This is a genomic window from Acidiferrobacter sp. SPIII_3 (genome assembly GCF_003184265.1).
Taxonomy (GTDB): Bacteria; Pseudomonadota; Gammaproteobacteria; order Acidiferrobacterales; family Acidiferrobacteraceae; genus Acidiferrobacter.
In genome coordinates this window covers 1298661-1323412 of sequence record NZ_CP027663.1, presented here as the reverse complement: position 1 = coordinate 1323412, position 24752 = coordinate 1298661, and the positions used below count along the sequence as shown (strand labels likewise).

At 61.9% G+C, this 24752-nt stretch carries 32 protein-coding genes and 4 pseudogenes; 25 read left to right on the top strand and 11 right to left on the bottom strand.

Annotation, left to right across the window (positions count from 1 at the left end; genetic code table 11):
• Positions 1-62 precede the first annotated feature (62 nt).
• The 5 genes and pseudogenes from C4901_RS06650 (at position 63) to C4901_RS06625 (ending at position 3096) form a co-directional block, all read left to right on the top strand.
• Complete coding sequence (locus tag C4901_RS06650) at positions 63-365, top strand: transposase (RefSeq protein WP_168185596.1); 303 nt, start codon at positions 63-65, stop codon at positions 363-365.
• Position 366: 1 nt separating this feature from the next.
• A complete protein-coding gene (locus C4901_RS06645) occupies positions 367-576 on the top strand; it encodes a transposase (RefSeq protein ID WP_240611838.1) in 210 nt (69 codons plus the stop codon).
• 88 nt (positions 577-664) lie between these two features.
• Positions 665-1003: a transposase gene (locus C4901_RS19260; protein ID WP_370445973.1), complete on the top strand. Its 339-nt coding sequence runs from the start codon at positions 665-667 to the stop codon at positions 1001-1003.
• On the top strand, positions 942-1217 hold the full coding sequence (locus C4901_RS06635; protein ID WP_168185593.1) for a transposase: 276 nt from the start codon (positions 942-944) through the stop codon (positions 1215-1217). The genes C4901_RS19260 and C4901_RS06635 overlap by 62 nt, the downstream gene beginning before the upstream one ends.
• A gap of 444 nt (positions 1218-1661) precedes the next feature.
• A pseudogene (locus C4901_RS06625) lies at positions 1662-3096 on the top strand (ISAzo13 family transposase).
• Positions 3097-3109: 13 nt separating this feature from the next.
• Here C4901_RS06625 and C4901_RS06620 read toward each other — a convergent pair.
• Both C4901_RS06620 and C4901_RS06615 read right to left on the bottom strand, forming a co-directional pair.
• On the bottom strand, positions 3110-3250 hold the full coding sequence (locus C4901_RS06620; protein ID WP_110136653.1) for a type II toxin-antitoxin system Phd/YefM family antitoxin: 141 nt from the start codon (positions 3248-3250) through the stop codon (positions 3110-3112).
• 233 nt (positions 3251-3483) lie between these two features.
• Positions 3484-3669 carry a hypothetical protein gene (locus C4901_RS06615; RefSeq protein WP_110136652.1) on the bottom strand — a complete coding sequence of 62 codons (186 nt, stop codon included), beginning with the start codon at positions 3667-3669 and terminating at the stop codon, positions 3484-3486.
• A gap of 280 nt (positions 3670-3949) precedes the next feature.
• Between C4901_RS06615 and C4901_RS06610 the strand changes: the two genes are divergently transcribed.
• From C4901_RS06610 to C4901_RS06595, 5 genes and pseudogenes are all read left to right on the top strand, one after another.
• Positions 3950-4231, top strand: a complete 282-nt coding sequence (locus tag C4901_RS06610; protein ID WP_110136651.1) for a helix-turn-helix transcriptional regulator — start codon at positions 3950-3952, stop codon at positions 4229-4231.
• Complete coding sequence (locus C4901_RS19255) at positions 4228-4566, top strand: HipA N-terminal domain-containing protein (RefSeq protein WP_110136650.1); 339 nt, start codon at positions 4228-4230, stop codon at positions 4564-4566. Before C4901_RS06610 ends, C4901_RS19255 begins: the two co-directional genes overlap by 4 nt.
• Positions 4563-4751 (top strand): annotated as a pseudogene (locus C4901_RS19250) (HipA N-terminal domain-containing protein); the annotation flags it as partial. The gene C4901_RS19255 and the pseudogene C4901_RS19250, both read left to right, overlap by 4 nt.
• A 106-nt stretch (positions 4752-4857) precedes the next feature.
• Positions 4858-5007, top strand: coding sequence for a hypothetical protein (locus C4901_RS18485; RefSeq protein ID WP_240611837.1), 150 nt, complete (start codon positions 4858-4860; stop codon positions 5005-5007).
• Positions 4988-5746 carry a HipA domain-containing protein gene (locus C4901_RS06595; protein ID WP_370445972.1) on the top strand — a complete coding sequence of 253 codons (759 nt, stop codon included), beginning with the start codon at positions 4988-4990 and terminating at the stop codon, positions 5744-5746. The genes C4901_RS18485 and C4901_RS06595 overlap by 20 nt, the downstream gene beginning before the upstream one ends.
• On the opposite strand, the gene C4901_RS17590 is transcribed toward C4901_RS06595, so the two are convergent.
• The gene (locus C4901_RS17590) at positions 5736-5912 is read right to left on the bottom strand and encodes a hypothetical protein (RefSeq protein ID WP_168185591.1); all 177 of its coding nucleotides are present in this window, start codon (positions 5910-5912) and stop codon (positions 5736-5738) included. The two genes, C4901_RS06595 and C4901_RS17590, sit on opposite strands and share 11 nt — an antisense overlap.
• Before the next feature lie 559 nt (positions 5913-6471).
• Between C4901_RS17590 and C4901_RS06590 the strand changes: the two genes are divergently transcribed.
• The 4 genes from C4901_RS06590 (at position 6472) to C4901_RS06575 (ending at position 12529) form a co-directional block, all read left to right on the top strand.
• On the top strand, positions 6472-10218 hold the full coding sequence (locus C4901_RS06590; protein WP_168185590.1) for a glycosyltransferase: 3747 nt from the start codon (positions 6472-6474) through the stop codon (positions 10216-10218).
• 220 nt (positions 10219-10438) lie between these two features.
• A complete protein-coding gene (locus C4901_RS06585) occupies positions 10439-11404 on the top strand; it encodes a glycosyltransferase family 2 protein (RefSeq protein ID WP_168185589.1) in 966 nt (321 codons plus the stop codon).
• 133 nt (positions 11405-11537) lie between these two features.
• Positions 11538-11837 (top strand): hypothetical protein, encoded by a 300-nt coding sequence (locus C4901_RS06580; protein ID WP_110136645.1) that lies wholly within the window; start codon positions 11538-11540, stop codon positions 11835-11837.
• On the top strand, positions 11834-12529 hold the full coding sequence (locus C4901_RS06575; protein WP_110136644.1) for a nucleotidyl transferase AbiEii/AbiGii toxin family protein: 696 nt from the start codon (positions 11834-11836) through the stop codon (positions 12527-12529). Before C4901_RS06580 ends, C4901_RS06575 begins: the two co-directional genes overlap by 4 nt.
• Positions 12530-12608: 79 nt before the next feature.
• Here the strand turns inward: C4901_RS06575 and C4901_RS06570 are convergent, their stop codons facing one another.
• Positions 12609-12794: a hypothetical protein gene (locus tag C4901_RS06570; RefSeq protein ID WP_145960636.1), complete on the bottom strand. Its 186-nt coding sequence runs from the start codon at positions 12792-12794 to the stop codon at positions 12609-12611.
• A 15-nt stretch (positions 12795-12809) separates the two neighbouring features.
• Between C4901_RS06570 and C4901_RS06565 the strand changes: the two genes are divergently transcribed.
• Entirely contained in the window at positions 12810-13178 is a 369-nt protein-coding gene (locus tag C4901_RS06565; protein WP_110136642.1) for a hypothetical protein, read from the top strand.
• Positions 13179-13198: 20 nt separating this feature from the next.
• Here the strand turns inward: C4901_RS06565 and C4901_RS06560 are convergent, their stop codons facing one another.
• The 7 genes and pseudogenes from C4901_RS06560 to C4901_RS19245 form a co-directional block, all read right to left on the bottom strand.
• Positions 13199-13630, bottom strand: a complete 432-nt coding sequence (locus tag C4901_RS06560; RefSeq protein WP_110136641.1) for a type II toxin-antitoxin system RelE/ParE family toxin — start codon at positions 13628-13630, stop codon at positions 13199-13201.
• On the bottom strand, positions 13627-13908 hold the full coding sequence (locus tag C4901_RS06555) for a type II toxin-antitoxin system ParD family antitoxin (RefSeq protein ID WP_110136640.1): 282 nt from the start codon (positions 13906-13908) through the stop codon (positions 13627-13629). Before C4901_RS06555 ends, C4901_RS06560 begins: the two co-directional genes overlap by 4 nt.
• 116 nt (positions 13909-14024) lie before the next feature.
• Positions 14025-14219, bottom strand: coding sequence for a hypothetical protein (locus C4901_RS17250; protein WP_145960635.1), 195 nt, complete (start codon positions 14217-14219; stop codon positions 14025-14027).
• A 107-nt stretch (positions 14220-14326) separates the two neighbouring features.
• A complete protein-coding gene (locus C4901_RS06545; RefSeq protein WP_110136638.1) occupies positions 14327-14740 on the bottom strand; it encodes a hypothetical protein in 414 nt (137 codons plus the stop codon).
• 279 nt (positions 14741-15019) lie between these two features.
• The gene (locus C4901_RS06540; RefSeq protein ID WP_145960634.1) at positions 15020-16207 is read right to left on the bottom strand and encodes an ImmA/IrrE family metallo-endopeptidase; all 1188 of its coding nucleotides are present in this window, start codon (positions 16205-16207) and stop codon (positions 15020-15022) included.
• Between the two features lie 258 nt (positions 16208-16465).
• On the bottom strand, positions 16466-16639 hold the full coding sequence (locus C4901_RS17585) for a hypothetical protein (protein ID WP_168185588.1): 174 nt from the start codon (positions 16637-16639) through the stop codon (positions 16466-16468).
• A 356-nt stretch (positions 16640-16995) separates the two neighbouring features.
• Positions 16996-18616 (bottom strand): annotated as a pseudogene (locus tag C4901_RS19245) (ISNCY family transposase).
• 333 nt (positions 18617-18949) lie between these two features.
• Here C4901_RS19245 and C4901_RS06520 point away from each other — a divergent pair.
• The 10 genes and pseudogenes from C4901_RS06520 (at position 18950) to C4901_RS06485 (ending at position 24598) form a co-directional block, all read left to right on the top strand.
• The gene (locus C4901_RS06520) at positions 18950-19894 is read left to right on the top strand and encodes a Fic family protein (protein WP_205736241.1); all 945 of its coding nucleotides are present in this window, start codon (positions 18950-18952) and stop codon (positions 19892-19894) included.
• A 13-nt stretch (positions 19895-19907) separates the two neighbouring features.
• Positions 19908-20063 carry a hypothetical protein gene (locus C4901_RS17580; protein WP_168185587.1) on the top strand — a complete coding sequence of 52 codons (156 nt, stop codon included), beginning with the start codon at positions 19908-19910 and terminating at the stop codon, positions 20061-20063.
• A 17-nt stretch (positions 20064-20080) separates the two neighbouring features.
• Positions 20081-20377, top strand: a pseudogene (locus C4901_RS19240) (hypothetical protein); the annotation flags it as partial.
• A 19-nt stretch (positions 20378-20396) separates the two neighbouring features.
• Positions 20397-20594 (top strand): nucleotidyl transferase AbiEii/AbiGii toxin family protein, encoded by a 198-nt coding sequence (locus C4901_RS19235; RefSeq protein ID WP_110136632.1) that lies wholly within the window; start codon positions 20397-20399, stop codon positions 20592-20594.
• Positions 20595-20602: 8 nt separating this feature from the next.
• On the top strand, positions 20603-20965 hold the full coding sequence (locus C4901_RS17575) for a hypothetical protein (RefSeq protein WP_168185439.1): 363 nt from the start codon (positions 20603-20605) through the stop codon (positions 20963-20965).
• A complete protein-coding gene (locus C4901_RS06500) occupies positions 20940-21575 on the top strand; it encodes a Fic family protein (protein ID WP_110136630.1) in 636 nt (211 codons plus the stop codon). The genes C4901_RS17575 and C4901_RS06500 overlap by 26 nt, the downstream gene beginning before the upstream one ends.
• 685 nt (positions 21576-22260) lie before the next feature.
• Complete coding sequence (locus tag C4901_RS17570; protein WP_168185586.1) at positions 22261-22695, top strand: hypothetical protein; 435 nt, start codon at positions 22261-22263, stop codon at positions 22693-22695.
• Positions 22696-22753: 58 nt separating this feature from the next.
• Positions 22754-23356 carry a nucleotidyl transferase AbiEii/AbiGii toxin family protein gene (locus C4901_RS06495; protein WP_168185585.1) on the top strand — a complete coding sequence of 201 codons (603 nt, stop codon included), beginning with the start codon at positions 22754-22756 and terminating at the stop codon, positions 23354-23356.
• Positions 23332-23988: a hypothetical protein gene (locus tag C4901_RS19230; protein ID WP_168185584.1), complete on the top strand. Its 657-nt coding sequence runs from the start codon at positions 23332-23334 to the stop codon at positions 23986-23988. The genes C4901_RS06495 and C4901_RS19230 overlap by 25 nt, the downstream gene beginning before the upstream one ends.
• Position 23989: 1 nt before the next feature.
• A complete protein-coding gene (locus C4901_RS06485; protein ID WP_110136627.1) occupies positions 23990-24598 on the top strand; it encodes a Fic family protein in 609 nt (202 codons plus the stop codon).
• Positions 24599-24752: the final 154 nt, after the last annotated feature.

Sequence of the window (24752 nt, the reverse complement as noted above, 5' to 3'; positions counted from 1 at the left end):
TGTCTATGATCTCGACCGCTCTTATGTCGTATGGGTAGGCGGACCATCGCATCCGTGGTCTCGTGACGCTCGGGGTCGATGAAATCTCCTACTGCAAGGGCCGGAAATTCGCCACCATTGTCTATGATCTCGACCGCTCTTATGTCGTATGGGTAGGCAAAGGCAAGGGCCGCGAGACCATCGACCGCTTCTTCCACGAGGCCTTATCGCCGGCCCAAAGGGCCCGTATCCGGTGGGCCAGCTGTGACATGAGCCAAGCCTATATCGGGGCCATCAAACACCATTGCCCGACAGCCCAGCTTGTCATCGACCGCTTTCACCTTGTCGCCGGCCCAAAGGGCCCGTATCCGGTGGGCCAGCTGTGACATGAGCCAAGCCTATATCGGGGCCATCAAACACCATTGCCCGACAGCCCAGCTTGTCATCGACCGCTTTCACCTTGTGAAGGCCCTGAATGAAGCCGTAGACGAGGTGCGTAAGGAGGAGTGGCGGCAGCTGGGTGCCGAGGGGCGCCACGCGATCAAAGGGCTGCGGTGGTTATTGGGCATGCATTCGCGTAACCGTACCACTGAATGAAGCCGTAGACGAGGTGCGTAAGGAGGAGTGGCGGCAGCTGGGTGCCGAGGGGCGCCACGCGATCAAAGGGCTGCGGTGGTTATTGGGCATGCATTCGCGTAACCGTACCAAGGGCGACACGCGGCTTCTCAATCGGCTGCGGACCTCCAATCGACACATTCACCGCGCCTGGGTGCTCAAAGATGAGTTCGACCATTTCTGGCACTTCCAGTACCCAGGAGCCGCCAAGCGATTCTTGAAGCGCTGGATGACCGCGGCTCTCAGAAGCCGCCTCCCCTCGCTCAGGCGGTTTGTCACGACCCTGCGTAACCACTTCGACAACATCCTCACTTTCATTAAACGGCCGTTGACCAATGCAGCGCTGGATGACCGCGGCTCTCAGAAGCCGCCTCCCCTCGCTCAGGCGGTTTGTCACGACCCTGCGTAACCACTTCGACAACATCCTCACTTTCATTAAACGGCCGTTGACCAATGCCGTGGGCGAAGGCATCAACCGTCTGCTCAAGATCCTGAAGAATCGCGCCTCGGGATTCCGGGGTTTGGAGCCCTTCGCTGACCTGATCTTCCTGACCATCGGAGACCTCGATATCCTTGACCTCGATATCCTTGCGCAGATTCCCTCCGATTTGCGTACGCTGTGAGTGCACAGAAAACGGCTATGCCGATAGGGAATATGCGGAGTTTAGTAGTGGGGAGATCCGGATATAGCCAAAGAGTTCACCCAGGACCTGAACGGGCACCATCACCTCCCTCGGGGAGACGACGAATGAGGGCAAGGGCCGTATCACGCCGCTGCGCCCCGCTCACCCCTCCCACATAGGCCAGCCCATTCGTATCGAGCGCGACCTTCACCGACCATCCTCATAGAGTTCCCCGCGCGTCCACCTTCCGACATCGCTCACCGGCTGCCCCTCCAGACGCGCCAATAAGGCCGCGCGACCGCTCATCGCGACATCGTCATCCTTAGGCAGTGTAAGTAAATAAAGGTATCATTCTCGGGGCCATTGCGGTATCCTGCGCAAGCATGAGTACGGTGCCGGAATTGAAGCGGAAGTTTCGGTCTGTGTGGTCGCATTTGGAGTACGGTGCCGGAATTGAAGCGGAAGTTTCGGTCTGTGTGGTCGCATTTGGACGAGCGCACACGCCGCCTTGTAGCGGCCAATGAAGCGCTGAGCCTGGGGTATGGGGGCGTCTCTCTCGTGCACCACGCCTGCGGCCTGTCACGGAAAGCGATCGCCAAGGGTATCCGCGAAATCCAGGGAGGGGATCAGCCGCTGGTGGGCCGCGTCCGACGACCAGGGGCGGGCCGCAAGTCCCACCACGCCTGCGGCCTGTCACGGAAAGCGATCGCCAAGGGTATCCGCGAAATCCAGGGAGGGGATCAGCCGCTGGTGGGCCGCGTCCGACGACCAGGGGCGGGCCGCAAGTCCCTCACGCAGTCCGATCCCGGTCTCGTGCCCCGCCTCGAAGGGCTGATCGATGCGCAAACGCGCGGGGACCCCGAGTCGGCCCTGCGATGGATCTGTAAGAGCACGCGGGCGATTGCCCAAGAACTGAGCCGATCCCGGTCTCGTGCCCCGCCTCGAAGGGCTGATCGATGCGCAAACGCGCGGGGACCCCGAGTCGGCCCTGCGATGGATCTGTAAGAGCACGCGGGCGATTGCCCAAGAACTGAGCCAGCAAGATCACCCGATCAGCCACATGACGGTCGCACAGATCCTGCACGACCTCCACTACAGCCTGCAGAGCAATCGCAAGACCGAGGAGGGTGCCGATCATCCGGATCGCGATGCCCAGTTTCGCTACATCAATGCCGCCGTCAAGAAATGCCTGAGACAGGGCACGCCCGTGATCTCAGTGGACACCAAGAAAAAGGAGCTCATAGGAAACTATGATAACCCGGGCCAACAATGGCTCCCGGCGAAACGGCCAAAACCCGTGCAAGGTCACGACTTCCCCGGTCCCGAAGTACCCCGCGCCTATCCTTATGGTATTTACGACATCGGCCGCAATGCCGGTTTTGTCAACGTGGGGACCGATCATGACACCGGGGAATTTGCCGTCGCCTCCATCCGCGGGTGGTGGCGCCAGGAGGGCCGGCGCCTGTATGCGGGGGCGAAGACAATCCTGATCACGGCCGATGGCGGCGGAAGCAACGGATGGCGGCTACGGCTGTGGAAGCTGGAATTGCAGAAATTCGCCGATCAGACCGGGCTCTCCGTGGCCGTGTGCCACTTCCCTCCCGGCACGAGCAAATGGAACAAGATCGAGCATCGGTTGTTTTCCTTTATCTCGTCGAACTGGCGCGGAGAACCTTTACGGGACTACGAAACGATCGTCAATCTCATCGCCAAAACCACCACGGCCAAAGGATTGCAGGTCACTTGCCGATTGGACCGCCGCAAATACCCCGTCGGACGCGAAATCACCCAGGCGCAGATGGAGCGCGTCAATTTGGAGCGCAACACGTTCCATGGCGAATGGAACTACACCATCAAGCCGCACATAAAGGGTAGTTGAGACCTTTATTTTCTTACAGCGCCTTACCGATGGGAACGAGCCGCGCAATGGGCCTACCGTGACGGGTGACCACATACCGGCGACCCTCGCGCACCTCACGCAAAAGGGCGGAGAACTGGCGATGGGCCTCGGCTGCGGAAATGAACTTATCCATAACAGAACACCAACGAGTAGTGATATGGCCTACTATACAGTCCTTGCCAAAACGCGTAAGCACGCCATCGCCAAAGTACCGTCATAATAACCGGCTGATAAACCGACGCGAGACTCGCCCTCTCGGACGACGTGACTGCACCGTTTTTTATGGCCCATGGATCCGCGCGCCGCCCCGACAGACCTACCCAATACCCTCTCAAGAAACGCTCCCACATAGGGATGGCCTTGCTGTCATGAAGTGACCGGTTCGCCGGGCATGAGATTCACGCCCCTCTTTTCAGCGCTGAGGGCCAGATGCCCGAGCGCCCGTTCGCGATAGCGTTCCGCATAGTCATCTTGGCCGCGCTCGGTGTCCTCCTCGCCCTTGATGCGCATCGCGGAGATCAACCGCGCGAGCTTGTGCGCGGCGGCGATCACCGCTCTAGACTTAGCCCTACGGCCTGCGCTCCGTGGACAGCCCGATTTCCGATCTTTCGGGCCAAGGATCGGACCCATACCTTAAGGGCGGCCGGTCACACGCTAAGCGCCCGCCCATGACGGCGTCCGGTGATACTCGCCCTGTTTTGTATCGTACGTGATCAATATCCCACGGAGGTCGCTCGCACGCCTATATTTTTCCCGTACGGTACCTTTTTCTTGCCATCGGCCGATTGAGCCGTTATTTTTTACCGTACGATATCCTTATAGAGGCGCGGCCATGACAGAGGACGGTGGCATCTACGGCCCGGTGCAGACCGCCGAGGAGCTCGGCCGCTCGGCGCGCGCCCATCGCAAGCAGCGGCGCCTGACGCTCGAGACGGTCTCCGGGCTCGGTAACCTGAGCACGCGCTTCCTGTCGGAGTTTGAGCGGGGCAAGGAGACAGCCGAGATCGGCAAGGTCCTAAAGGCGCTGCGTACGCTGGGGTTGGAGGTCATCATCCAACCGCGCGGACGGGCAACGCCGGATTACCGTACCGGCAAGAGCCGTAAGACCCGATGAGCGACCCCGACATCCTCGACGTCTGGTACGAGCAGCGCCTGGTCGGTCAGCTCTGGCGCAATACGACCGGGGCCGTCGGGTTTCGCTACTACCCCGAGTGGATCACAGGCGGCGGCTTCGCTGTCTCCCGTTCCCTCGCTGCGCGCCAGGGAGAGCGTAAGCGAGGGCGCGTAGTCCGCGGGAGGCGTAGGGTCCGGGCGGGTGGCCGCAGGCCACCTGCAAGGACATCGACACGCCGTCCAGTTATTGTGGGCGAGCCTGTTGTGCGCCAGAAAAGCGCACGGCTCGCCCGCAGGACGGCCGCGGCATCTCGTAGCGGAGCGGAGAGATCATGAGTTGCGCCGAGATCGAGGGCGCGAGGGAGACTTGGACGTCCCGTCGCGCATACCGAGAGCCGGCGCACGCTTGGCCGCTGGCGGCCCAGGAATTCGCCCCGGAGGAAGGCGCCGCCCAGCGCTGGTTCGCCAATCTGTTGCCCGAGGGGGCGGCGCGCGAGCACATCGTCCGCGACCTCAAACTGCCCAATACGGATTTCGACCTGTTGCGCGCCATCGGCGGCGAGTGCGCCGGCGCTGTCGATTCTGCCCATAGACCGACAACCATCGGGCCCGCGGCGCTACCGCCTGTTGATGGAGAAGGACCTGGCCGATCTGGCGGCGCGCCGGGGACGGATCTACGCTTTCTGGCCAGCGGACGAACGCCCGCGATTGTCGCTCGCCGGCGCACAGGACAAGTGCCCGATACTGGTACGCGACGATCAGTATTCCGCAGCCTGAGGCACCCTCCCGTCACATCCTGAAGTTCGAGCTCGCCGACTACCGTCATCTGCCCGCCTACGAGACCTTCGCCACACGACTGGCAGCGGCCATCGGCTTGCCGGTCGTGGACATCGCCTTGCGCACCGTCGGGCGGACTCGTTACGCACAGATCGCCCGCTATGACCGTCTATGGGATGACAGTGGCGAGGTGCAGCGATTACACCAGGAGGATTTCTGCCAGGCCCTGGGTTACGGGCACGAGAAGAAGTATCAGGAACATGGCGGACCGTCCTTCGCGCAGTGCTACCGTCTGGTGCAGGAGGCCTCCGGCGAGCCGGCCATCGACGCGCAACACCTGCTGCGCTGGCAAATCTTCAATGTCCTGGCGGGCAACTCCGATGGCCATGCCAAGAACCTCTCCCTGTTGCATGGGCCTGATGACGCAACCCGCCTGGCGCCGTTCTATGACCTAGTGTGCACGCGCGCCATCGAGCGCATCGATACCCACCTTGCCCTCGACGTCGGCGGCGAACGCAATCCCAGCGTGATGACTCAAGCCAACTGGGGGGCGCTTGCCAAGGCGTGCGACGTACGGCCGCAATTTCTGGCTAAGCTCGTACGTGAGACCGCAGATAGGCTGCAGGAGAGAATCGGCGCGGAGCGAGAAGCGTTCGAGGCACGTCATGGCGCCTATCCAGCATTACAACGCATCGAAAAGATTGTCAACCAACAGTGCCGGCGTATCGTTACGCCATAGCACAGCCGCTGCCATCAAAGGGCGCGACAAAGGCCAAAGCTCCGGTCTCATTCGCGAGATCGGTCGCCATCAACATGACATCGACCGAAGCCTCGATGACCGGGAAGGCATCGCGTCCGCTCATCGCGACATCGCCATCCTTGCCGGCGGGAACGCGCCGCGCCATGGGCCTGGCATGACGGGTGACCACATACCGGCGACCCTCATGAAGCGGGCATGGGCAGTCGTCGCCCCGGTCTTGACGAACTCGGCTGTTTCACCGACCGCCGGTCTTGCCACGCCGCCCCGTACCACGTGACAATCGCCTCAAGTTGTAACGCTGACGCTACAGCACGATTCGCGAGGCCCTGGACGGGCCGTTTGGATAATCGCCGAGACAGGGCCACCCCAACCGACAAGGACGACACGACGATGCACACCAAGACCGAAACACACCTCACCCATCGACCCGATCGGTACGGATATACCCCGCCCTAGCGTATAGGCCGATAGACCGTTACAGCGACCCATGCCCGCTCCGACAGCACGCGCGGTGAATCCCGAGGTTTAAGGACTCTCCCCGCACGGCGGTGTCGATCCCCGGCAAGCCCGGACCGATGACAGGTGGGGTGTATCCCGGGTCCGCTATAGGACTCAAGGCCGATGGCAGGCCGCATACGGGATGCTCTCATACCGCCAAGCGGGATGTCCGAGGTGCGCCGTCCTCCATCCTTGCAGGGGCCCCCATGAATGAGATCTCGCATATCTATCATCGAAATGCCGTCGACCCCGACGGCAACGACAGCCTTGCCAAGATCGCCCGACAGATCGCGCCCGCAACCAAGGTGCTGGATGTCGGGTGCGCCGTGGGCCGTCTGGGACAACACCTGAGCGAAACCCGGCACTGTATCGTCGATGGCATCGAAATCAACCCCGAGGCGGCGGCCCTGGCGCGACCCCATTATCGCGATGTCTGGGAGCTCGACGTGGAGGACACCCAAGTCCTCTCGCGTCTGGGCGATCGGCGATACGACATCGTGGTATGCGCCGATATCCTCGAACACCTGCGCGACCCGACGGATTTCCTGAGGGGCATCAAACCGCTCCTGACGGATCACGGCCGGCTGCTGGTATCGGTACCCAACATCGCCCACGGGGGCGTGATACGGGAACTCCTATCCGGGGATTTCCGGTATCGCGACGAGGGCCTTCTGGATCGCACGCATCTCCGATTCTTCACGAGACAAAGCTTTCTGCGCACGCTTGCCGAGGCCGGGTGGCGGGGGCAGGTCGTCGACCACACGGTCCTGGACATCCAGTACACGGAATTCGCGCAGCCGTCAGGGCATCACGAGAAGATACCGCAATTGCTGTGGCAAACCCTGCTCCCCGAGATCCCGGACGCCGCGGTCTATCAATTTGTCGTGGAGGCGGTCCCTGAGGAATACGCCCTGCCGGCAACGCCCCGGAAGGGACCGGACCCAAGCCCGCCGCGCCCCTCCGTCGGCGTAGCGGTCTATTGGCGGGACGTCCACGAGCACTATAGCGAGACACGACGGGCCACGCGGCCGCTGCCCCTCGGCTCCGGGCCCCATACCCTGCGCCTGCGGCTCCCCGGGGCCCCCACCAAGCGCCGCCTGAGACTCGACCCGGGCGACTGGCCGTGTTATCTGCGCCTCCATGAGCTCGCGCTCTATCGCGGACCGCGCGCCCTCTGGGTATGGGACGGCCGGCGCGAATCGCTGCTCGGGGAATCCCGGCGGGAGCTGTCGCTATCGCCCGGCGCGTCATCGGACGCCGGGGCCGGGCTGTGGCTATGGGATGACGACTCCTGGATCGAATTGGCCATTCCGGAGGAGCTTGTCGCGCAGGCCGATACCCTCGAGGCGCGATTGTCGGCACCGCCCACGCACGGCGATGCGCTTGGCGCGCTCGAGGGCTGGCTTGCGCTGTGCGCCCAAGACCCGCAACGACCACCCCTGAAGCAGCTCCAGGCCGCACAGAAGGATCTGGCGGCGACCCGCGCCACCCTTCAGCAGATCAGCACCTCCCGATCCTGGCGCCTCACAGAACCCCTGCGCCGCACGGCGACGCGGTTACGCGCCGCCCGCCAGACGCTCATCGGGGACCCGTCCCAACGGGCCCGGCGCCGGGCCTTGGCCAAGTCCCTGCTCCATCGCCTGCCGCTGCCGGAGCGCGCCAAGGACGTGCTGTCGGTCTGGGGGCGGAGCGCCTACATAAACCTGCTCGAGCAAGACTACGCGCTGTGGGTGCGGCGCTACGATACCCTGACCGACGCGGATCGCGGCCCCATCCGCCGCCAGATCGCCTCCTGGACCCATCCGCCCATGATCTCGGTGATCATGCCGGTCTACAATGCCCCGCCCCGCTTTCTGCAAGCCGCCATAGACTCGGTCCGCCATCAGCTCTATCCGCATTGGGAGCTTTGTATCGCAGACGACGCCTCGCCAGACCCGCGCGTACGCCGCATTCTGCAGGATTACGCGAAGCGCGACACCCGGATCCGTGTCCACTTCAGGGCCAAGAACGGCCATATCTCGCGCGCGTCGAACGATGCCCTGGCCATGGCGAGCGGCGAGTTCATAGCGCTCCTGGACCACGACGACCTGCTGGCCGAACACGCCCTCTACTGGGTGGCCGCGGAGATCCTGCGCCATCCGCATGTCGATCTCCTCTATAGCGACGAGGACAAGGTCGACGCGCACGACACACGCAGCGATGCCTATTTCAAGCCCGACTGGAACCCGGACCTGCTGTTGGGCCAGAACTATGTCAGTCACCTCGGGGTGTACCGTCGCGAGCGCGTGCTCGCCATCGGCGGATTCCGCGCGGGCTACGAGGGCAGCCAGGACTGGGACCTGGTGCTGCGGTTCACCACGGGGCTTGACGCCCACAAGATCCGCCACATCCCGGCGGTCTTGTACCACTGGCGCACCCTGCCGAACTCCACCGCCGCCTCGCTCGACGCCAAGCCCTATTGCATCGAGGCCTCGCGCAAGGCCGTACAGGAATTCCTGAGCGCCGAGGGCGCGTGCTTTGCCATGGATACCGTGTGTAACGGCGTCCATCATCGGCCGAGGCTCTCGGTCAAGGGCCGCCCCACCGTGAGTCTCATCATCCCCACCCGCAACGGTGTCGATGTCCTGCGGACCTGTCTGGAGAGCCTCGAGCGGACCCATTATCCGGATCGGGAGATCGTGATCATCGACAACCAGAGCGACGACCCCGAGACCCTGACCTATCTGGCGAGCTTGAAGCGTAAGGGACGGATCACGCTCCTGCGCTACGATGCGGCGTTCAATTATGCGCACATGCACAACTGGGCGGTGCCGCAGTGCTCGGGGGAATTCCTGTGTCTTCTCAACAATGACACCGAGGCGATCGCGCCCGAGTGGCTTACGGAGATGGTCGCCCATGCCCAACGCCCCGAGGTCGGCGCGGTCGGGGCCAAGCTCCTCTACCCTGACGGGACCGTCCAGCACGGCGGAGTGGCCCTCGGCATCGGCGGGATCGCCAGCCATCTCCACAAGCATGTCGCCGGCGACAGCGGCGGGTATTTCGGCCGGGCGGTCCTCATCCAAACCGTTACCGCCGTGACCGGCGCCTGTCTTGTCATGCGCAAACAGCATTGGGAGGCCTTGGGGGGCATGTCGGAAAACCTCCCCGTGGCCTTCAACGACGTCGATCTGTGCCTGCGTCTGCGCGAGGCCGGCTACCGGAACGTGTGGGTACCACAGGCGGTCCTCTACCATCACGAGTCCAAGTCGCGGGGGGACGAGCAGACACCGGCAAACCGTAAGCGCTTCGCCTCGGAATGCGCCTACATGCAGTGGCGGTGGGGTCCGATGTTCGCGAGCGACCCCGGCTATAACCCGAACTTGAGTCTCGACCACGAACAGTTCGGCCTCGCCAAACCGCCGCGCGCCCCCAAACCCTGGCATGGCGCCCCGTCGATCATCGATGTCCCCTATGGCGCCCCGAACGCCAAACCTGACTCCATCGACCTGCGCCCGGACACACCGATCGAGGCCCACTTTGCCATACCGCATGCCGTCACCGGCACCCTCCATGGCCTGGATATCCTGGTCGGGACCTGTGCGGGGCCGTGCCACGGCACGCTCGTCCTTACCATCAAGGACGGCATGGGCCACACCGTCGAGGCGCGGGGATCGCTCGCAGTACTGAAGGATGATAGCACCCTGCCGCTGCCGCTCGACGGTGAGGGCCTGGCCTTGATGGGGCAGGAGGGACTTACGATCCGCATGCATCTGGAGGATGCGGTCCACCCCCTGGCCCTATACGCCTATCCCGTGAATGCGCGCTGGAGCCATGGCATCACGGGGCACGACGATATGGCGTTGCGCATCCGCCTCCACGTGACCATGACGACCGAGCTATATCCCGATGCCGATGCGGTACGACGCACCCCATCGATGCTCGCGGACTTCGACGCGCGCCCATCGCCAGCTTGAAGGACACCGCACCCATGACCCATACGAGCGGTAGGACGCCTCACGGGCGCCCGTCTCCCCCATCGGTTCCCGAGCTCACAGCCGCGTCATGCGATCAGCGGCAAGGGGCGCCCCCAATCGGACAGGGGTCGCGCGCCGCGGTCGGTTCGACCGGCCATTTTCGGGCAACCACGCGGGAAGGCCGTCGCAGAGGGGCCCCCACGCCAAGGATAGGCGATACATGACCCAGGAAGCACACAGCGATGTCCGGCACGCTCATGCCGGTGGGGCCGACACGATTGCGATCCTGCTATCGACCTATAACGGTGAGGCCTACCTCGCAGACCAGCTCGCGAGCCTGGAACGCCAGACATACCCGTACTGGCGCCTCATCTGGCGCGACGACGGCTCGGGCGATCGCACACGCGCCGTAATGAGCGAGTTTAGCGCGCGCCTCGGCAAGGCCCGCTGCCACGAGCTGACCGGGCCTTCGGGACGGCTCGGCGTGCTCGAAAGCTACATGGCACTCTTGCGCGCGGCACGAGGATATCCCTTCGTCGCCTTCGCGGATCAGGATGATGTCTGGCTGCCGGGAAAGCTCGCCCGCGCCGCCCATATCCTGCAAGGCATCAAGGATCGCCCGGCGCTTTACTGCGGTCGGCAAATGCTCGTCGACCGCGACCTCCGGCCTCTTCGCGAGTCGCCCGCCTTCCGCGCGGACCTGCCTTTTCCTGCGGCGCTCGCGCAGAATATCGCCACCGGCTGCACCATCCTTTTGAACCGCCCGGCCGCCGACATCATCGCCCGATCCCGGCCTCCGAAGATCTCTCTCCATGATTGGTGGTCCTATATCGTCGTGTCCGCCCATGGCGGGCCGGTGTTCTTCGACAAAGAGCCGCACATTCTCTATAGGCAGCATCTGGGGAATGCCATCGGCGCGCCCCATATCGGAACGCGCATCCGCCGGATGCTCCACAAGAAGCCCTCCCAGGTCCTTCAGGCCATTGACGCCCATGCCCAGGCGATACAAGACTCCGTCCCCACCCTTCCCCCGGAAACCGCCGACAAGCTCAAGCGCCTCAGGGCCAGCTTGCGCATGCCCTTCATGGCGCGACTGGCATTCGTCTTGAAACTCGATCTGCGTCGGCAGAGCCGGACTGAGAGCGTGCTTATGGCCTTGCGGACCACCACCGCCCGGCTGCCATGAAGGCCCGATGCGGCCCTTTTTTGAGTCCGGTGCAAAGCCTGGATTTTTCGCGAAACACAGATAGTCGCGGACAGCGGGTGTATAATAACTTTAGGGCCATTGCGCCACACGCAGGCTGAGTCTCACACAACTGATGATCGCCGTCGACGCAGAAATTTTAAAGCCCCTGGCGCGCAAATACATCTGGTGGAAGACCCCGGAGGAAGCGATACGCACGCCCGAACGCGTCATCGCTCAGGTCATGGATATCGGCGACTACTCGGACGCGCAGAGACTCGCCGCAGAGGTCGGCGATGCCGTATTGCGCACCGTCTTGACTCACTCGCAGGCCGGTCAGTTCAATGCCCGCTCATGGGTCTATTGGCACTATCGCTTAGATTTGGCCCGTACCGAACACGAGATACCGCCTCTGCCCATGCGCCATTTCGCATGACGCCGATGTTGTCGCCGCATTTCACCATCCTGCCGTCGGCTCAACGACGCCTATGGCCCGATCTTCGCTCGGCGCCACGTTTGGGATTCACCTTATATGGTGGTACCGCCATCGCGCTGAGACTGGGACACCGGCATTCCGTGGATTTCGATTTTTTCTCGGACAAAGCCCTTGATCGGGAAGCTATCAAGAACGCCTTCCCGTTCATGACGCGCGCATTGACGCTTCAAGATCATGCCAACACCTGGGAGGTTCTGATACCTTCTGGGCCTAGCGAGGAGCAAGAAACGGTCAAAGTGTCTTTTTTTGGCACGATCGCTTTTGGGCGAGTCGGAACCCCGGATCTCACAGAGGATGGCGTGCTCCTTGTGGCCTCTTTTGAGGATTTGATGGCCACCAAACTCAAGGTCATACTTCAAAGGGCTGAATCCAAGGATTATCGCGACATCGCGGCCATGCTTCAGGCGGGCGTCAGCCTATCGCGCGGCCTGGCTGCGGCCCGACTGTTGTTTGGTTCCCATTTTCAACCAGGAGAAAGCCTGAGGGCGCTGGTCTATCTTCAGGACGGAGACCTGCCGACGCTGCCGGCGGCGGACAAGGCCATCCTGATCGACGCGGTGAGTAAGGTTCGCGAACTTCCCAAAGTGATACGGCGATCACAACAATTGGGTGTTGAGATGGCTCCTCAGTAAAATGTGTCCTTTCGGCCACGATGCGTAAAACGATCGGCCATCGCGCCCATCATCCCAGAGCATGGGTGTGGCTTGGGATCTACGGACCTTCCGAGAGGCTAATCGGGGGGTGGGAGCCGAGGTTTTGCGAGGCCAGCGTGGTCTGATAGTTCCAGGGCATCCAGGCGCCGGGGTGGGCTGCGACGTCGTCCGCATGACGCTGGAGCGCAATCAGGTACTCGAACGGGGCCGCGTGGTTTAATTCGGCGGTGTGGATCAGGCTCATGAAGGTATCGCCCACATGGGCGCCGTTCAGAGTACGGTAGAAAAGCGCATTCTTGCGGTGCAGAATGGCCTTTTTCAGAATCCTTTCGCGTTGTTATCCAGTGGCGCACCCGGCACGCGCAGGAACACGGTGAGTTCCGACGGTTTGGATACAGAGCTTGCCGGCTTTGACAGCCTTGTATTGGGTGAATGTGACGGTTTTGCCCCATGCGGCGGTGAGGATTTTCTTGTTGAGTCCGACCTTCGCCGCCGCCCGGTTTTTGGCCCATTGGCTGTTTCATCCTTCTTGGCCTTAGGTCTCTTCGTCATACCCTTGACGGTAAGGTCTTCGTACACCATCAGCCAATGTTTGGAGTTATGCACAATGGCCCGGCTGGTAATGTAGGGGGCGTCCATAATATGAGCCTAGCGGTTTTTGAGATCCGGCGGGCGATCATCTTCGGGGGCGCCCCGAAGGATGGCTTCGAAATCTCGGCCCCCGTAGTAAACGCCGACGATGGACACGATCTGCGCTTCGGCGTCTACAAGAAACGCAATCACGGCACGGCGACGGTAGTTTGTGATACGCAAACCCGCTAGGATGTCGTCGCGCCCACGGCCACGCATCGGGAACGTGGCAAGCCCTTCACAATACGCGATGATGGTGATACGCAAACCCGCTAGGATGTCGTCGCGCCCACGGCCACGCATCGGGAACGTGGCAAGCCCTTCACAATACGCGATGATGGCATCGACGTAGCGGGAGGCGACGGCAGGTGACGCGGCCTCGCTTAAGTAGTCCTCGAGTTCAGCCAGCTGGTCGCGGGCCGCGGGAGAAAACTGCACGGTGTGGCTCACGTTCGGTGCTTGGCGACCGCCTTCCTGCGCTTCACCAAATGCTCGCGCACTTCATCTGCGGTAAGGGCCTGCCCTGGGTCGGCTCGCAACGCCTCCGCTGCTGGCACCACAGTGTCGCGCAGCCACTTCTCGACGGCCTGGTCGCGCGCGAGAAGCGCCCGCAGGCCGTCCCGGATGACCTCGCTTTCGGTGGCGTACTCACCCGAGCGCACCTTGTCCTTTACCGCATCAGCCATCTCCTTGGTGAGGGTGATGCTTAACTGTTGAGTCGTTCGCATACTGGGCGCTCTGACAAGTGAATAGGATTTAATCCTACGCCCTGTCTTGTGAGCAGTCCAGCCCAAGCCGGGATGGCGAGCCTCCCCGGACAACCTGGCGCGCACCATCTATTCGCCTAGCCTGGATTTCCGCGCGCCAAGCCCGGGTCGGCGACCAGCGCCATCACATGGCTCTTGCGTTCGATCGACCACAGCTTGAGTGCCAGCGCCGCCCGTAAGGCATGCTCCGCTGGAATCATCGCCGACCCGGGCCACTTGGCCACGCCGGCCAGATTCGCGATTCCCATGCGCACCAGGTCGGACACGAACACAAATAGCCCACCGCATCGTGTTGTAAACTGCGTGTCCGGCGTCAGCCTAAAGGCCCGCGCGCCTGCCACCGGCTCCCCGGTGGGGCCCCGGCAGAACCGCCCGCTCTTCATCCAGGCGCCGCGGCAAGGGTGCGAAGCCTTCCGCACGCGCGCAACACCTCGCGCATGGCCGTCGGGCTCAACGGCACCGCGCGCTCTTTCAGCACCTCGGCGATCTCATACACTGAGTGGTTCTGCTTGCGCAACGCAATCACCAGATCGTGCGCCTTCGATTTCTTCGGTTGATCACGCGGCCCCGCGTTCGGGGAAACGAAGAATTGCGGAGAGGGATCGTGGCGAAACGCATGACAGAGCACGCGAAAGGACCCCGCGCTATAGCCGAAGGCGCGCGCCACTTCATGCGACGGACGGCCTTCGAGAAAATAGGCGCGCAGGGCCTCGTACATGCGCTGACGGGGGTGGGACGGCTCCGCGAAGAAGCGACGGCGGGCTGTTATGTCCTGTGGTGCGCCTATACCCATGCACGCCTCTTGATACATACAACCTGTAGCTGCCAACAGTTTTTCGCTACCATCCCTTGTATGACCGCAACCCTATGGATACCGGCCTAATCCGGGTTCTTGCCGCCCGGGTGCGTGACGGCAATAACCGCGTTTGCCGACGACACGCGCAGCTGAATACCCTCACGTAGGAGCACCTAACGCCTAACGCTCACTCGCAGATGGGAATACAATCAACGGAAGAAGCGGCGGCCCATAAGTCGCCGCCGTTAGGCCGAAGCTGCGCCGTGGAAATCCAGACTAGATCGGATAATAACGAGACGGCTGCGCGTGTCCGTCGCCCCCATCTCGCGCCAGAATGGCATTGTTGGCGAGCAAGGCCTTGGCGGCCAGCGGGCTGACACCGAAATGCCCGGCCGCTTCCTCGATTGCCCCATCCGAATAATCGTTTTCCAAAAACGCGGTGAGCGCCCGGATCGGGCAGAGAAACTCGGCCGCGAATGCCTTCTGATACTGTTGGCGCGCTGTGCCGAGATCACTGCTGGCGAGCCACGAGCCGCGGGTAGCCTCCGGCAACAGATAGTCGCTATATAGTCGCGCGAGATCGAAACGCCGTGACGTCGGATGACCCCTGCGCGGCGCGAACCGATACCGGCCGTGACTCAAGGGCTTGACCAGCACCGCCTTCGTTCGCTGGGCGGCTGGAGACCACGACGTCATCTCGCCGGCCGCGATCCCCAATAAGTCGTACAACACCCTCTCATCCAGGGGATCTTCCGTGTTTCCAAGGGCCGTCCGTATGCCACGCGCCGCTTGCACGGCCTCCTCCCAGGGTCGCGCTGATCCGCGAGCCCATGTCGAAGCCGAGCCCGACGGGCGGGGATCGAAGGGCTTACCCGACACACCGGGCGCGTGGATAAGCGCCTCGATCTCCGTTGGACCTCCCGTCCCCTTGCCATATACGGCCGCAACTTCCGACAAGCTCGGCCCCAGGATCCCTCGTAACCGCAACGCCGCGTCCATGAACGGCTCTGGGGCCTCATCAGGCTCGAATCCGAACTCCGTCTCCACTCTCCGGTAAACCGCGCTCTCGGCGTTGGCGCGATCTTCGCTTACGAGGTCCCACAGGGCTCGCAAATCATTCTCTCGACGCCCCCGCGCATCCAAACGCTCCAGGGTCGCCGCGATAAGCGCCTCGATCCCGTGCGCGAAATCATCCAACGAGACAGAGGCCGGCTGTTCCAGGCTCGTAAGGTACCGCAAGGACTGCCGCGCGTCTGGCCGAGAGGCAACGGCCCATATCCGCATGCGCTGTCCGTCGGCGGCGAACAACACCCGCGGCCACACGAAACCATGCCCCGCAGCAGCGAGTTCATGCGCCATACGCCACTCTACGGTCGGTGACACACGGTCTGGCGGCAGGGGCTCCCAATGGAGGCGCCACCACGATGACGCAAACCACAGCGCCAATGGGTAAGCCGATGCCAAGATCGCTTCCTGCGGATCTCGGGACCATGCATCTTCATGGCGCATGAGGTTATGCGGTCCCACATGGAGTGCTAGACGTGCCCTGGCGGAAGCGCTCCCCCGGTTGGACCAAAAGACCCTGTGGACCACCCTGCGCCGATCGCCCACCGGGGCCTATATTCGGATCGCCTGTTATCTTTGGGAACAGTTCAGCGGGCGTACACTCGAGGACCTACCCTCGATAGGCGGGCCCACCGCACCCCTCTTCGACCCGCGCCGTTACGTGACCGCTCCCGGCGCGCGCGCGATGCGCGCTGGCGGGTGCGGTTCAACCCAGATCCGGCAGTCGGCGCGCAAAATACGGTCTATCTGCCAGATTTCCTGGGGCGTCCAGCCATTTTTGCAGTTCACCTGCTGGGTGAATGCAGGTTTGAGCAAAAAAGCCTCACCCATCAAGGCGCTTTTGCTCCGCGCTTACCTCAACTGCCGTATTTAGTGTCTGACCGAAAATACCCGTTTTTTTTAAAAACGGGTGACCCCTCGCCGATGAGAGAAGCCTGATCGTTACCGAATAGCGCTGACGGCCTCCCATTCTTCCACAGAAACGGAATTAGTGTCTGACCGAAAATACCCGTTTTTTTTAAAAACGGGTGACCCCTCGCCGATGAGAGAAGCCTGATCGTTACCGAATAGCGCTGACGGCCTCCCATTCTTCCACAGAAACGGAATGGGGATAATGGAATCATGTCATTCCCCTGATCAGAGAGCGAGCGTACCCCGTATCTTCGCTTTAGCTCTTGCCTATGGCGTCAGGCTGCTCTGCGTTGCGGTTCCGGTATTGGCGTTTTCTTGCGGGCGCTTCGCTCGCGAACCACGACCCCTAGGCGATGGATATTGCGCGCCAGTACCGCTAACGCCACGTAGCGCTGGAATCCCGCCATGCCGTGATCCGGGCACCTATCCAGCCCACAATGCTCTAAGCCGTTGATGGCCGATTCGACCGCGGAATGCTGGTGCCGGGCCCGGACAAATGCCGGGGCCGTTTCGCGCTCGCGATCGGCGACCGAGTGCCGGCCTTTTTTGGGCAAGGCCACCAGGTCCAATCGCGCTTCCAACGCCTGACGATTCGCCGGACTGTGGAAGCCTTTATCAAAGCTGACACTCCGCAGCGTCGGAAAGCGCGCTTGGGCGCAGTCGACCATGCTGACGGCACTCTGGTCGTCTGTCTGTTTTGCCATAACCTGATGATGGAGAATGAAACGATGCTGGTCTTCGAGAACGCAGACCCGCACGCCCAGCTCGACCGGAACGCCGGCTTTGCCTTTGCTGATCCATTCCGTGTGCGGCTCGAAGATCGAGAAGACCTTCTCGTTATGGGGAATCTTTTCGCCGGCCAGCACCCGCCGCCGAATCGGGTCGATCTGACGTTCGGCATGCGCCCTATAGCCGTCCAGTGATGCGATCTGCGCCACGTCACACAGGGATACGCCCGGCATGGCGAGAACCTCGACCCGCGTCTGATGGGCACGCTGCAGATAACCCAAGGCCTCTTCCAGGTAGCTCTTGTGGGCGCAGCGAATCTCTTGTTGCTTCGCTGCGCGCAGACTTTCGTCTTTCGACGTGGAGTGCTTGAGCTTCTGTATGGTGCGGTACGACTTTTTGAAGTGACGCAGGTTGAATGCGCTTTGACGCCACCCTTTCAGGGCATGTGTGTTGCTGATCTGCGCGCAGCATCCGATGGTTTTGCGAATCGCGTCGTACAGCAGGTTGATATCGGTGGGAAAATGCACGTCCGTTTCGACAACAAAAGAGTCACAGCGGGGCATGTGTGTTGCTGATCTGCGCGCAGCATCCGATGGTTTTGCGAATCGCGTCGTACAGCAGGTTGATATCGGTGGGAAAATGCACGTCCGTTTCGACAACAAAAGAGTCACAGCGCCCTGTGAGGACGTCTTCTGGACTTTTTTTACCCAGGGTATGGCCGGCGCGCACCACGGCGTCGTTGATCCGCCCGAGGAGTTCCGGCGTGAAGAGGCGCAGGTTATCCTTCAGTGTCTGCAGTTCGTAGGTGTGTTTATCGTACCAGTCGGCGTGCCCCAACATCTGCCGTAGCGTGTTGTGCTGATTGGCCAGTTCCTGGAGTCGGTCGTAGTCGGCATCGAGTCCCAGACGGACGACACCCAATACCAGGATCTTCCACTGTTCCATGCCCGGTCGCCCCAGAGTGTGGCTCGCCTTTTTCCCGTCGACATGACGGGGAATGATATCTTGCAGTATCGCAAATACCTCATCTCGGAGCCCCGGGGTCTTATAGATGTACTGCAGTCCCACGAGCAGCTTCGGGATATCATCCCGCGATTTCAGATCCAGCACGATGTCTCCAATCGGCCACTCTCCCAGACTCGCTTGTGTGTTTATGACATTCCGCATGGGTCTATCCTGGCATTGAAGTGTGTCGAGAAATCGGCCGCTTGGGGAGGAAAGGCTCATTTTCCCCGTGCTCGTTTAAGAAAAGTACCCTTAATAATCAACGTGATACAAAATCCACACCCAAAGCCTAGTGAATTCGCATTACCGACTTCACTCACTGGAATGTATTGTAACATATTGATATATATATTGTTATTTAATTTCGGTCAGACACTATTTAGGTTCAACGGTTTGGGCTCCCTTGGCTATTGCGCCACGGTCGAGCGTACCCCGACCGTTCAGGCCGCGATGGCCTCGGACCTCTTGGGGCGCGCGCAAGCATTCGCATCCTCCTTGAGCCCTGTCCTTCGAGAACGGGCCCTGGCCTGGGCCTACCTGCGCGAGACCGAGTCGTCGTTCGCCATTGAGCGCGAGGCGCCGAGCGAGGACAAGGCGCGCGCCTTTAGGCGCCTGCTGCGTCAGGCACACGATCCGCACCCCCTATCCGAGACCTATCTGGCGGCGATGCAGAGCAGTGTCCTCACAAATCCCTGGGATCGGGCGGCGGCCTACCGTACCAACCAAAACTGGCTGCGCGGGCCGCCCCGCAGCGCTGCGGGCATCACCTATATCCCGCCGCCACCGGACCTGCTCGCGGAGTTGATGCGTCAGTGGTGCGCCTGGACGGAGGAGGCGCCCCGAGTCATCGACCCCGTGGTCGCCGCCTCGATCGCATCCTTCGGTTTCGTGTTCCTGCACCCTTTCCTCGACGGCAATGGGCGCCTGTCGCGGTTTCTCTTCCACCAGACACTCTGCCGATCGGGGCGTCTGACCGACGGATGGCTCGTGCCCGTGTCGGTGGCGATGAAAAAGCATGAGGGCGACTATCTCGCTGTGCTTCAGGCCTATTCGCGCCCCTTGACAGAACGGTGGGCGGTGCGTTGGATCGACGAGGGCCAGTACGAGATGACATTTCAGGGATCTTTGGCGCTCTATCGTTATTGGGATGCCACGGATTGCGTGGCCTTCGGATACCGGATGACCGAACAGGCGCTGGAGGGGGAATTGCGCGCGGAGGTAGACTATCTGAACCGCTACGACCGGATCATCCAGGCGGTTGGGGCGCGGTTTGATGTGCGGGGGAGTGACCTCGCCACCCTGGTCGTGGCCTGCCTCGACCAGGGCGGGCGCATCGCGAAGAACCGCCGCAGACAGTTCGCGGCGCATGTGCCCGAAGAGGTGTTCGCGGCGATCGAGGCATGCGCCCAAGAGGTCTTGGCGGGCCCAGCGGGCGAATGAGGCACAGCAGGACGTGGCGAGAGACAAGACCGTCCTGCCAGGTACGGATAGTGTCACGCGGGCCTACAATGAGAACCGCAGCACGCAAGTGCCGGCGTGGCTGGCTTACGATGTGGGACGCTCGCGCATCGTTCGCAAGATCGGTTTCGGCAAGGCCAGGTACGGATAGTGTCACGCGGGCCTACAATGAGAACCGCAGCACGCAAGTGCCGGCGTGGCTGGCTTACGATGTGGGACGCTCGCGCATCGTTCGCAAGATCGGTTTCGGCAAGAGGGTCCTTCAGTATGAGAGGTCTCGCAGATAAGCAGATCCAAGCGATCGAAAAGGTCACTCGAAGGCGTACGGTCGCCTTAAGCGGCGCAATGCTCGAGAAAGACCTCCTGGTCCGCGATGCCGTAGAGATCGTCTGTCGCGCTGGAAGCCAGATAGGCGCCCACATCATCTTTTGCGGAGGTACGGCCCTCTCCCAGGCCCACGGTGTGATCGAGCGCATGTCCGAGGATGCCGACTTCCGCATCGTCGTGCCGTCGCGCTGGAAGCCAGATAGGCGCCCACATCATCTTTTGCGGAGGTACGGCCCTCTCCCAGGCCCACGGTGTGATCGAGCGCATGTCCGAGGATGCCGACTTCCGCATCGTCGTGCCTGTCGACGATCAATACTTCGAGGCGCCACGAGCCCGTGCGCGCAACATGCGGTGATAACGACTGTGAGACCACGATTCTTTGCCGAAAACCTCGATGAGGACATCCGGGTGATGCTTCTCGCCCAGATCCGTAATCTCTGGACGCATGCGTCCACCGCCATCGAGGGCAATACGCTGACGCTTGGCGATACCGCGTTCGTTCTGGAAGAGGGCCTCACCATAGCTGGCAAGCCGCTGCGAGACCACCAAGAGATCTACGGTCATGCCAAGGGCATCGAAGTCATCTATCGGCTGCTTAAGGTCGATAGACTGCGGGAAGCCGACATCTTTGCTTTACATCGTGTCGTCCTCACAGACGCAATCATCGATATCTATAAGCCCGTGGGTGCCTGGAAAACGGATGCCCATTTCACAACAGGTCGATAGACTGCGGGAAGCCGACATCTTTGCTTTACATCGTGTCGTCCTCACAGACGCAATCATCGATATCTATAAGCCCGTGGGTGCCTGGAAAACGGATGCCCATTTCACAACCGCGTTGGGGCCCGATGGTCGGCAGCATTGGCGGGAATTTCCCGAACCGCAGCATGTGCCTGGCCTTATGAGCGAGTGGCTCGCGGCGTTCAATGATCGCCATGAGCCATTCTTGACGACGGACACCGCCGCGCGCGCCTATGCCGAGGCCCATCTCGATTTTGTGACGATCCACCCCTTTTTCGATGGGAATGGCCGCATGGCGCGGCTGCTTGCCAACCTCCCGGTTCTGCGTGCCGGCCTGCCCCCGATTGTCATACCCGCCGAGAATCGCCGGGAATACAAGCAGGCGATATCCGACTATCAGCAGACGATCCCCGATCTCAGAGCCCTGTCGAGGCTTGAGTGCTTGCCCAGAAACCCGGAGCGGACGCGCTTTGAGGGTCTATGCGCGCATTATTGGGGATCGACGATGGCGCTGGTCGCCGAGGCACGCGCGGCGCAGGCGCGCCGTCACGCCGTGCGGCAGGAATCGTCGAGGACAGCACCGCGTCGGGACTGAGCCGATCGCATCCGGCGCGGCCTCAAGCCCGCTACCTCCGACGAGGGCCGCTTTCGGATCCCTATGGGCCAGGGCATGGGGCGGCCGCCGGCACCCGCGTGGATTTCGTCGGGACTGAGCCGATCGCATCCGGCGCGGCCTCAAGCCCGCTACCTCCGACGAGGGCCGCTTTCGGATCCCTATGGGCCAGGGCATGGGGCGGCCGCCGGCACCCGCGTGGATTTTCCGGCTTCATGGGGGCGCGTTCTTTTACAGGTTCGTGCGCACCGGGAAGCGTTGTGGCCCTTTTTGGCGAAGGGCTCGCCTTATAGGCGAACCACGCCCTTGTGAGCGCTGTCCACATACCGGTGGAGCCATCGGCGTAGCACCTGCCCATTATCGGGAACACCATGGCGGGATCCGGCGAGACGGAAACCGATGTGTGCATACCGCTGCGCAGTCAGTCCAGCAATTCTCCATGTGGCACTGACCAGGGGCACCGAGTGGCGTCCCGCAGGGCGGGAAGGCGCCCAACATCCGGCACGGGCGCGTCCAGACAGACGCATTCTGGCATCGTCACCGGGTGATCCAGGCGCTATCGCATCACATTGAGAATTGCTGCAGTCAGTCGCTCAGTCTCGACAAACATATCGCATTATGCTAGCTTGGTGGCTTTCGGGACCCCTTGCGTGCGCGAGGTCGCGTCATGAAACCCCCCAAAACCCGCCAAGCCATCGAGGCCTATCTCGCCGCCCGCCCCCAAGAGAATGCCTTTCTGTGCGCCGAGTTCGTAGAAGCCCTGGCACCCACATCGTATTCGTCGATCGCCCGGGCCCTGGCCGCCCTGGTGCGCGCGGGGGTGCTGATCAAGGTAGGTTATGGCGCGTATGTGCGCGCGGCCGTGGAGGAGGACAACGGCAAGCGGTTTGTGTATCCCGCCTGCAGTGACCAAACCTACACCCGAGAATTACTTGTGAAGCTGGGGATTTCGCCAGGTACGGATAGTGTCACGCGGGCCTACAATGAGAACCGCAGCACGCAAGTGCCGGCGTGGCTGGCTTACGATGTGGGACGCTCGCGCATCGTTCGCAAGATCGGTTTCGGCAAGAGGGTCCTTCAGTATGAGAGGTCTCGCAGATAAGCAGATCCAAGCGATCGAAAAGGTCACTCGAAGGCGTACGGTCGCCTTAAGCGGCGCAATGCTCGAGAAAGACCTCCTGGTCCGCGATGCCGTAGAGATCGTCTGTCGCGCTGGAAGCCAGATAGGCGCCCACATCATCTTTTGCGGAGGTACGGCCCTCTCCCAGGCCCACGGTGTGATCGAGCGCATGTCCGAGGATGCCGACTTCCGCATCGTCGTGCCCAAGGCCGTGACCGGCCAGACCGCGAAGCGCCGCTTCCTCTCCTCGATCAAGGCGGCTATCCAAAAATCACTGGAAGATGCCGGGTTTCCGCTCGACGGTGAGATGAAGGGACGCAATGGCAATGAGTACATCATGGGGCAGTTCGCCTACCAGAGCGCATTCACGGCATCCGATGGGGCGCTGCGCCCCCACATCAAGATCGAGATCACGGCCTTCGCGCCGATCTCCCCAATCGAAACAAAACCCTTACGTACGGTCTTGGACCGGATTGGGGCTCCACAAAAAGACCCGCCCCCCGCCCCGCTCGTCCCAGTGGTCAGCATCGCGGACACGGTAGCCGACAAGATCGTGGGCTATCTGCGGACCGGATTGGGGCTCCACAAAAAGACCCGCCCCCCGCCCCGCTCGTCCCAGTGGTCAGCATCGCGGACACGGTAGCCGACAAGATCGTGGGCTATCTGCGCCGGACCGCCCAGGATCAAGCGGGCTTAGGACGCGGCGCCTACGACGATCGTCTGGTACGTCACCTGTATGACGTGTACGCCATCCGAAAACGAGCGGCCGACCAATGCCCCCTGGAGCGATTGATCCCCTTGGTCACGCAGGTCATAGCCCGCGACCAAGCCGCCTACGGAAACCAGTTCCCTGCCTTTCGAGCGGAGCCTACTTCGGTCCTTCTTGGTATCCTCGAATCTTTGACATCAGACGCGGCCACTGGAAAACGCTACATGCGGTTTTGCCAGTCCCTTATTTGGGGTGAGACCCCCTCTTACTCGGGGGGAGGTCGCGGGCACATTCGTGATTTGGGCACACGAGGTCTTGGGCATTGGATCCCGCAAGGACGGATGCGACGAGTCCGACGTGCAGATGGCATGAGCGTACAGGCTCCTCTATGTATAGGTCTTTACAAGATCCTGATCCATCGCCCACACGGCTCTTCTCGAAAGGTCCTCTCTTTCCGTATAACAGCGATGATTGCACAAGACGTCAAGCGAACTCCTATAGGCCATTTAAGGATCTGGCATACTCGATGTTTCTTTGCCTCAGACACTCAAGACCTAGGTCGATAGACTGCGGGAAGCCGACATCTTTGCTTTACATCGTGTCGTCCTCACAGACGCAATCATCGATATCTATAAGCCCGTGGGTGCCTGGAAAACGGATGCCCATTTCACAACCGCGTTGGGGCCCGATGGTCGGCAGCATTGGCGGGAATTTCCCGAACCGCAGCATGTGCCTGGCCTTATGAGCGAGTGGCTCGCGGCGTTCAATGATCGCCATGAGCCATTCTTGACGACGGACACCGCCGCGCGCGCCTATGCCGAGGCCCATCTCGATTTTGTGACGATCCACCCCTTTTTCGATGGGAATGGCCGCATGGCGCGGCTGCTTGCCAACCTCCCGGTTCTGCGTGCCGGCCTGCCCCCGATTGTCATACCCGCCGAGAATCGCCGGGAATACAAGCAGGCGATATCCGACTATCAGCAGACGATCCCCGATCTCAGAGCCCTGTCGAGGCTTGAGTGCTTGCCCAGAAACCCGGAGCGGACGCGCTTTGAGGGTCTATGCGCGCATTATTGGGGATCGACGATGGCGCTGGTCGCCGAGGCACGCGCGGCGCAGGCGCGCCGTCACGCCGTGCGGCAGGAATCGTCGAGGACAGCACCGCGTCGGGACTGAGCCGATCGCATCCGGCGCGGCCTCAAGCCCGCTACCTCCGACGAGGGCCGCTTTCGGATCCCTATGGGCCAGGGCATGGGGCGGCCGCCGGCACCCGCGTGGATTTCCGGCTTCATGGGACTGCGGCCTTTTACAAGGCGCCCTGGGGTCATGG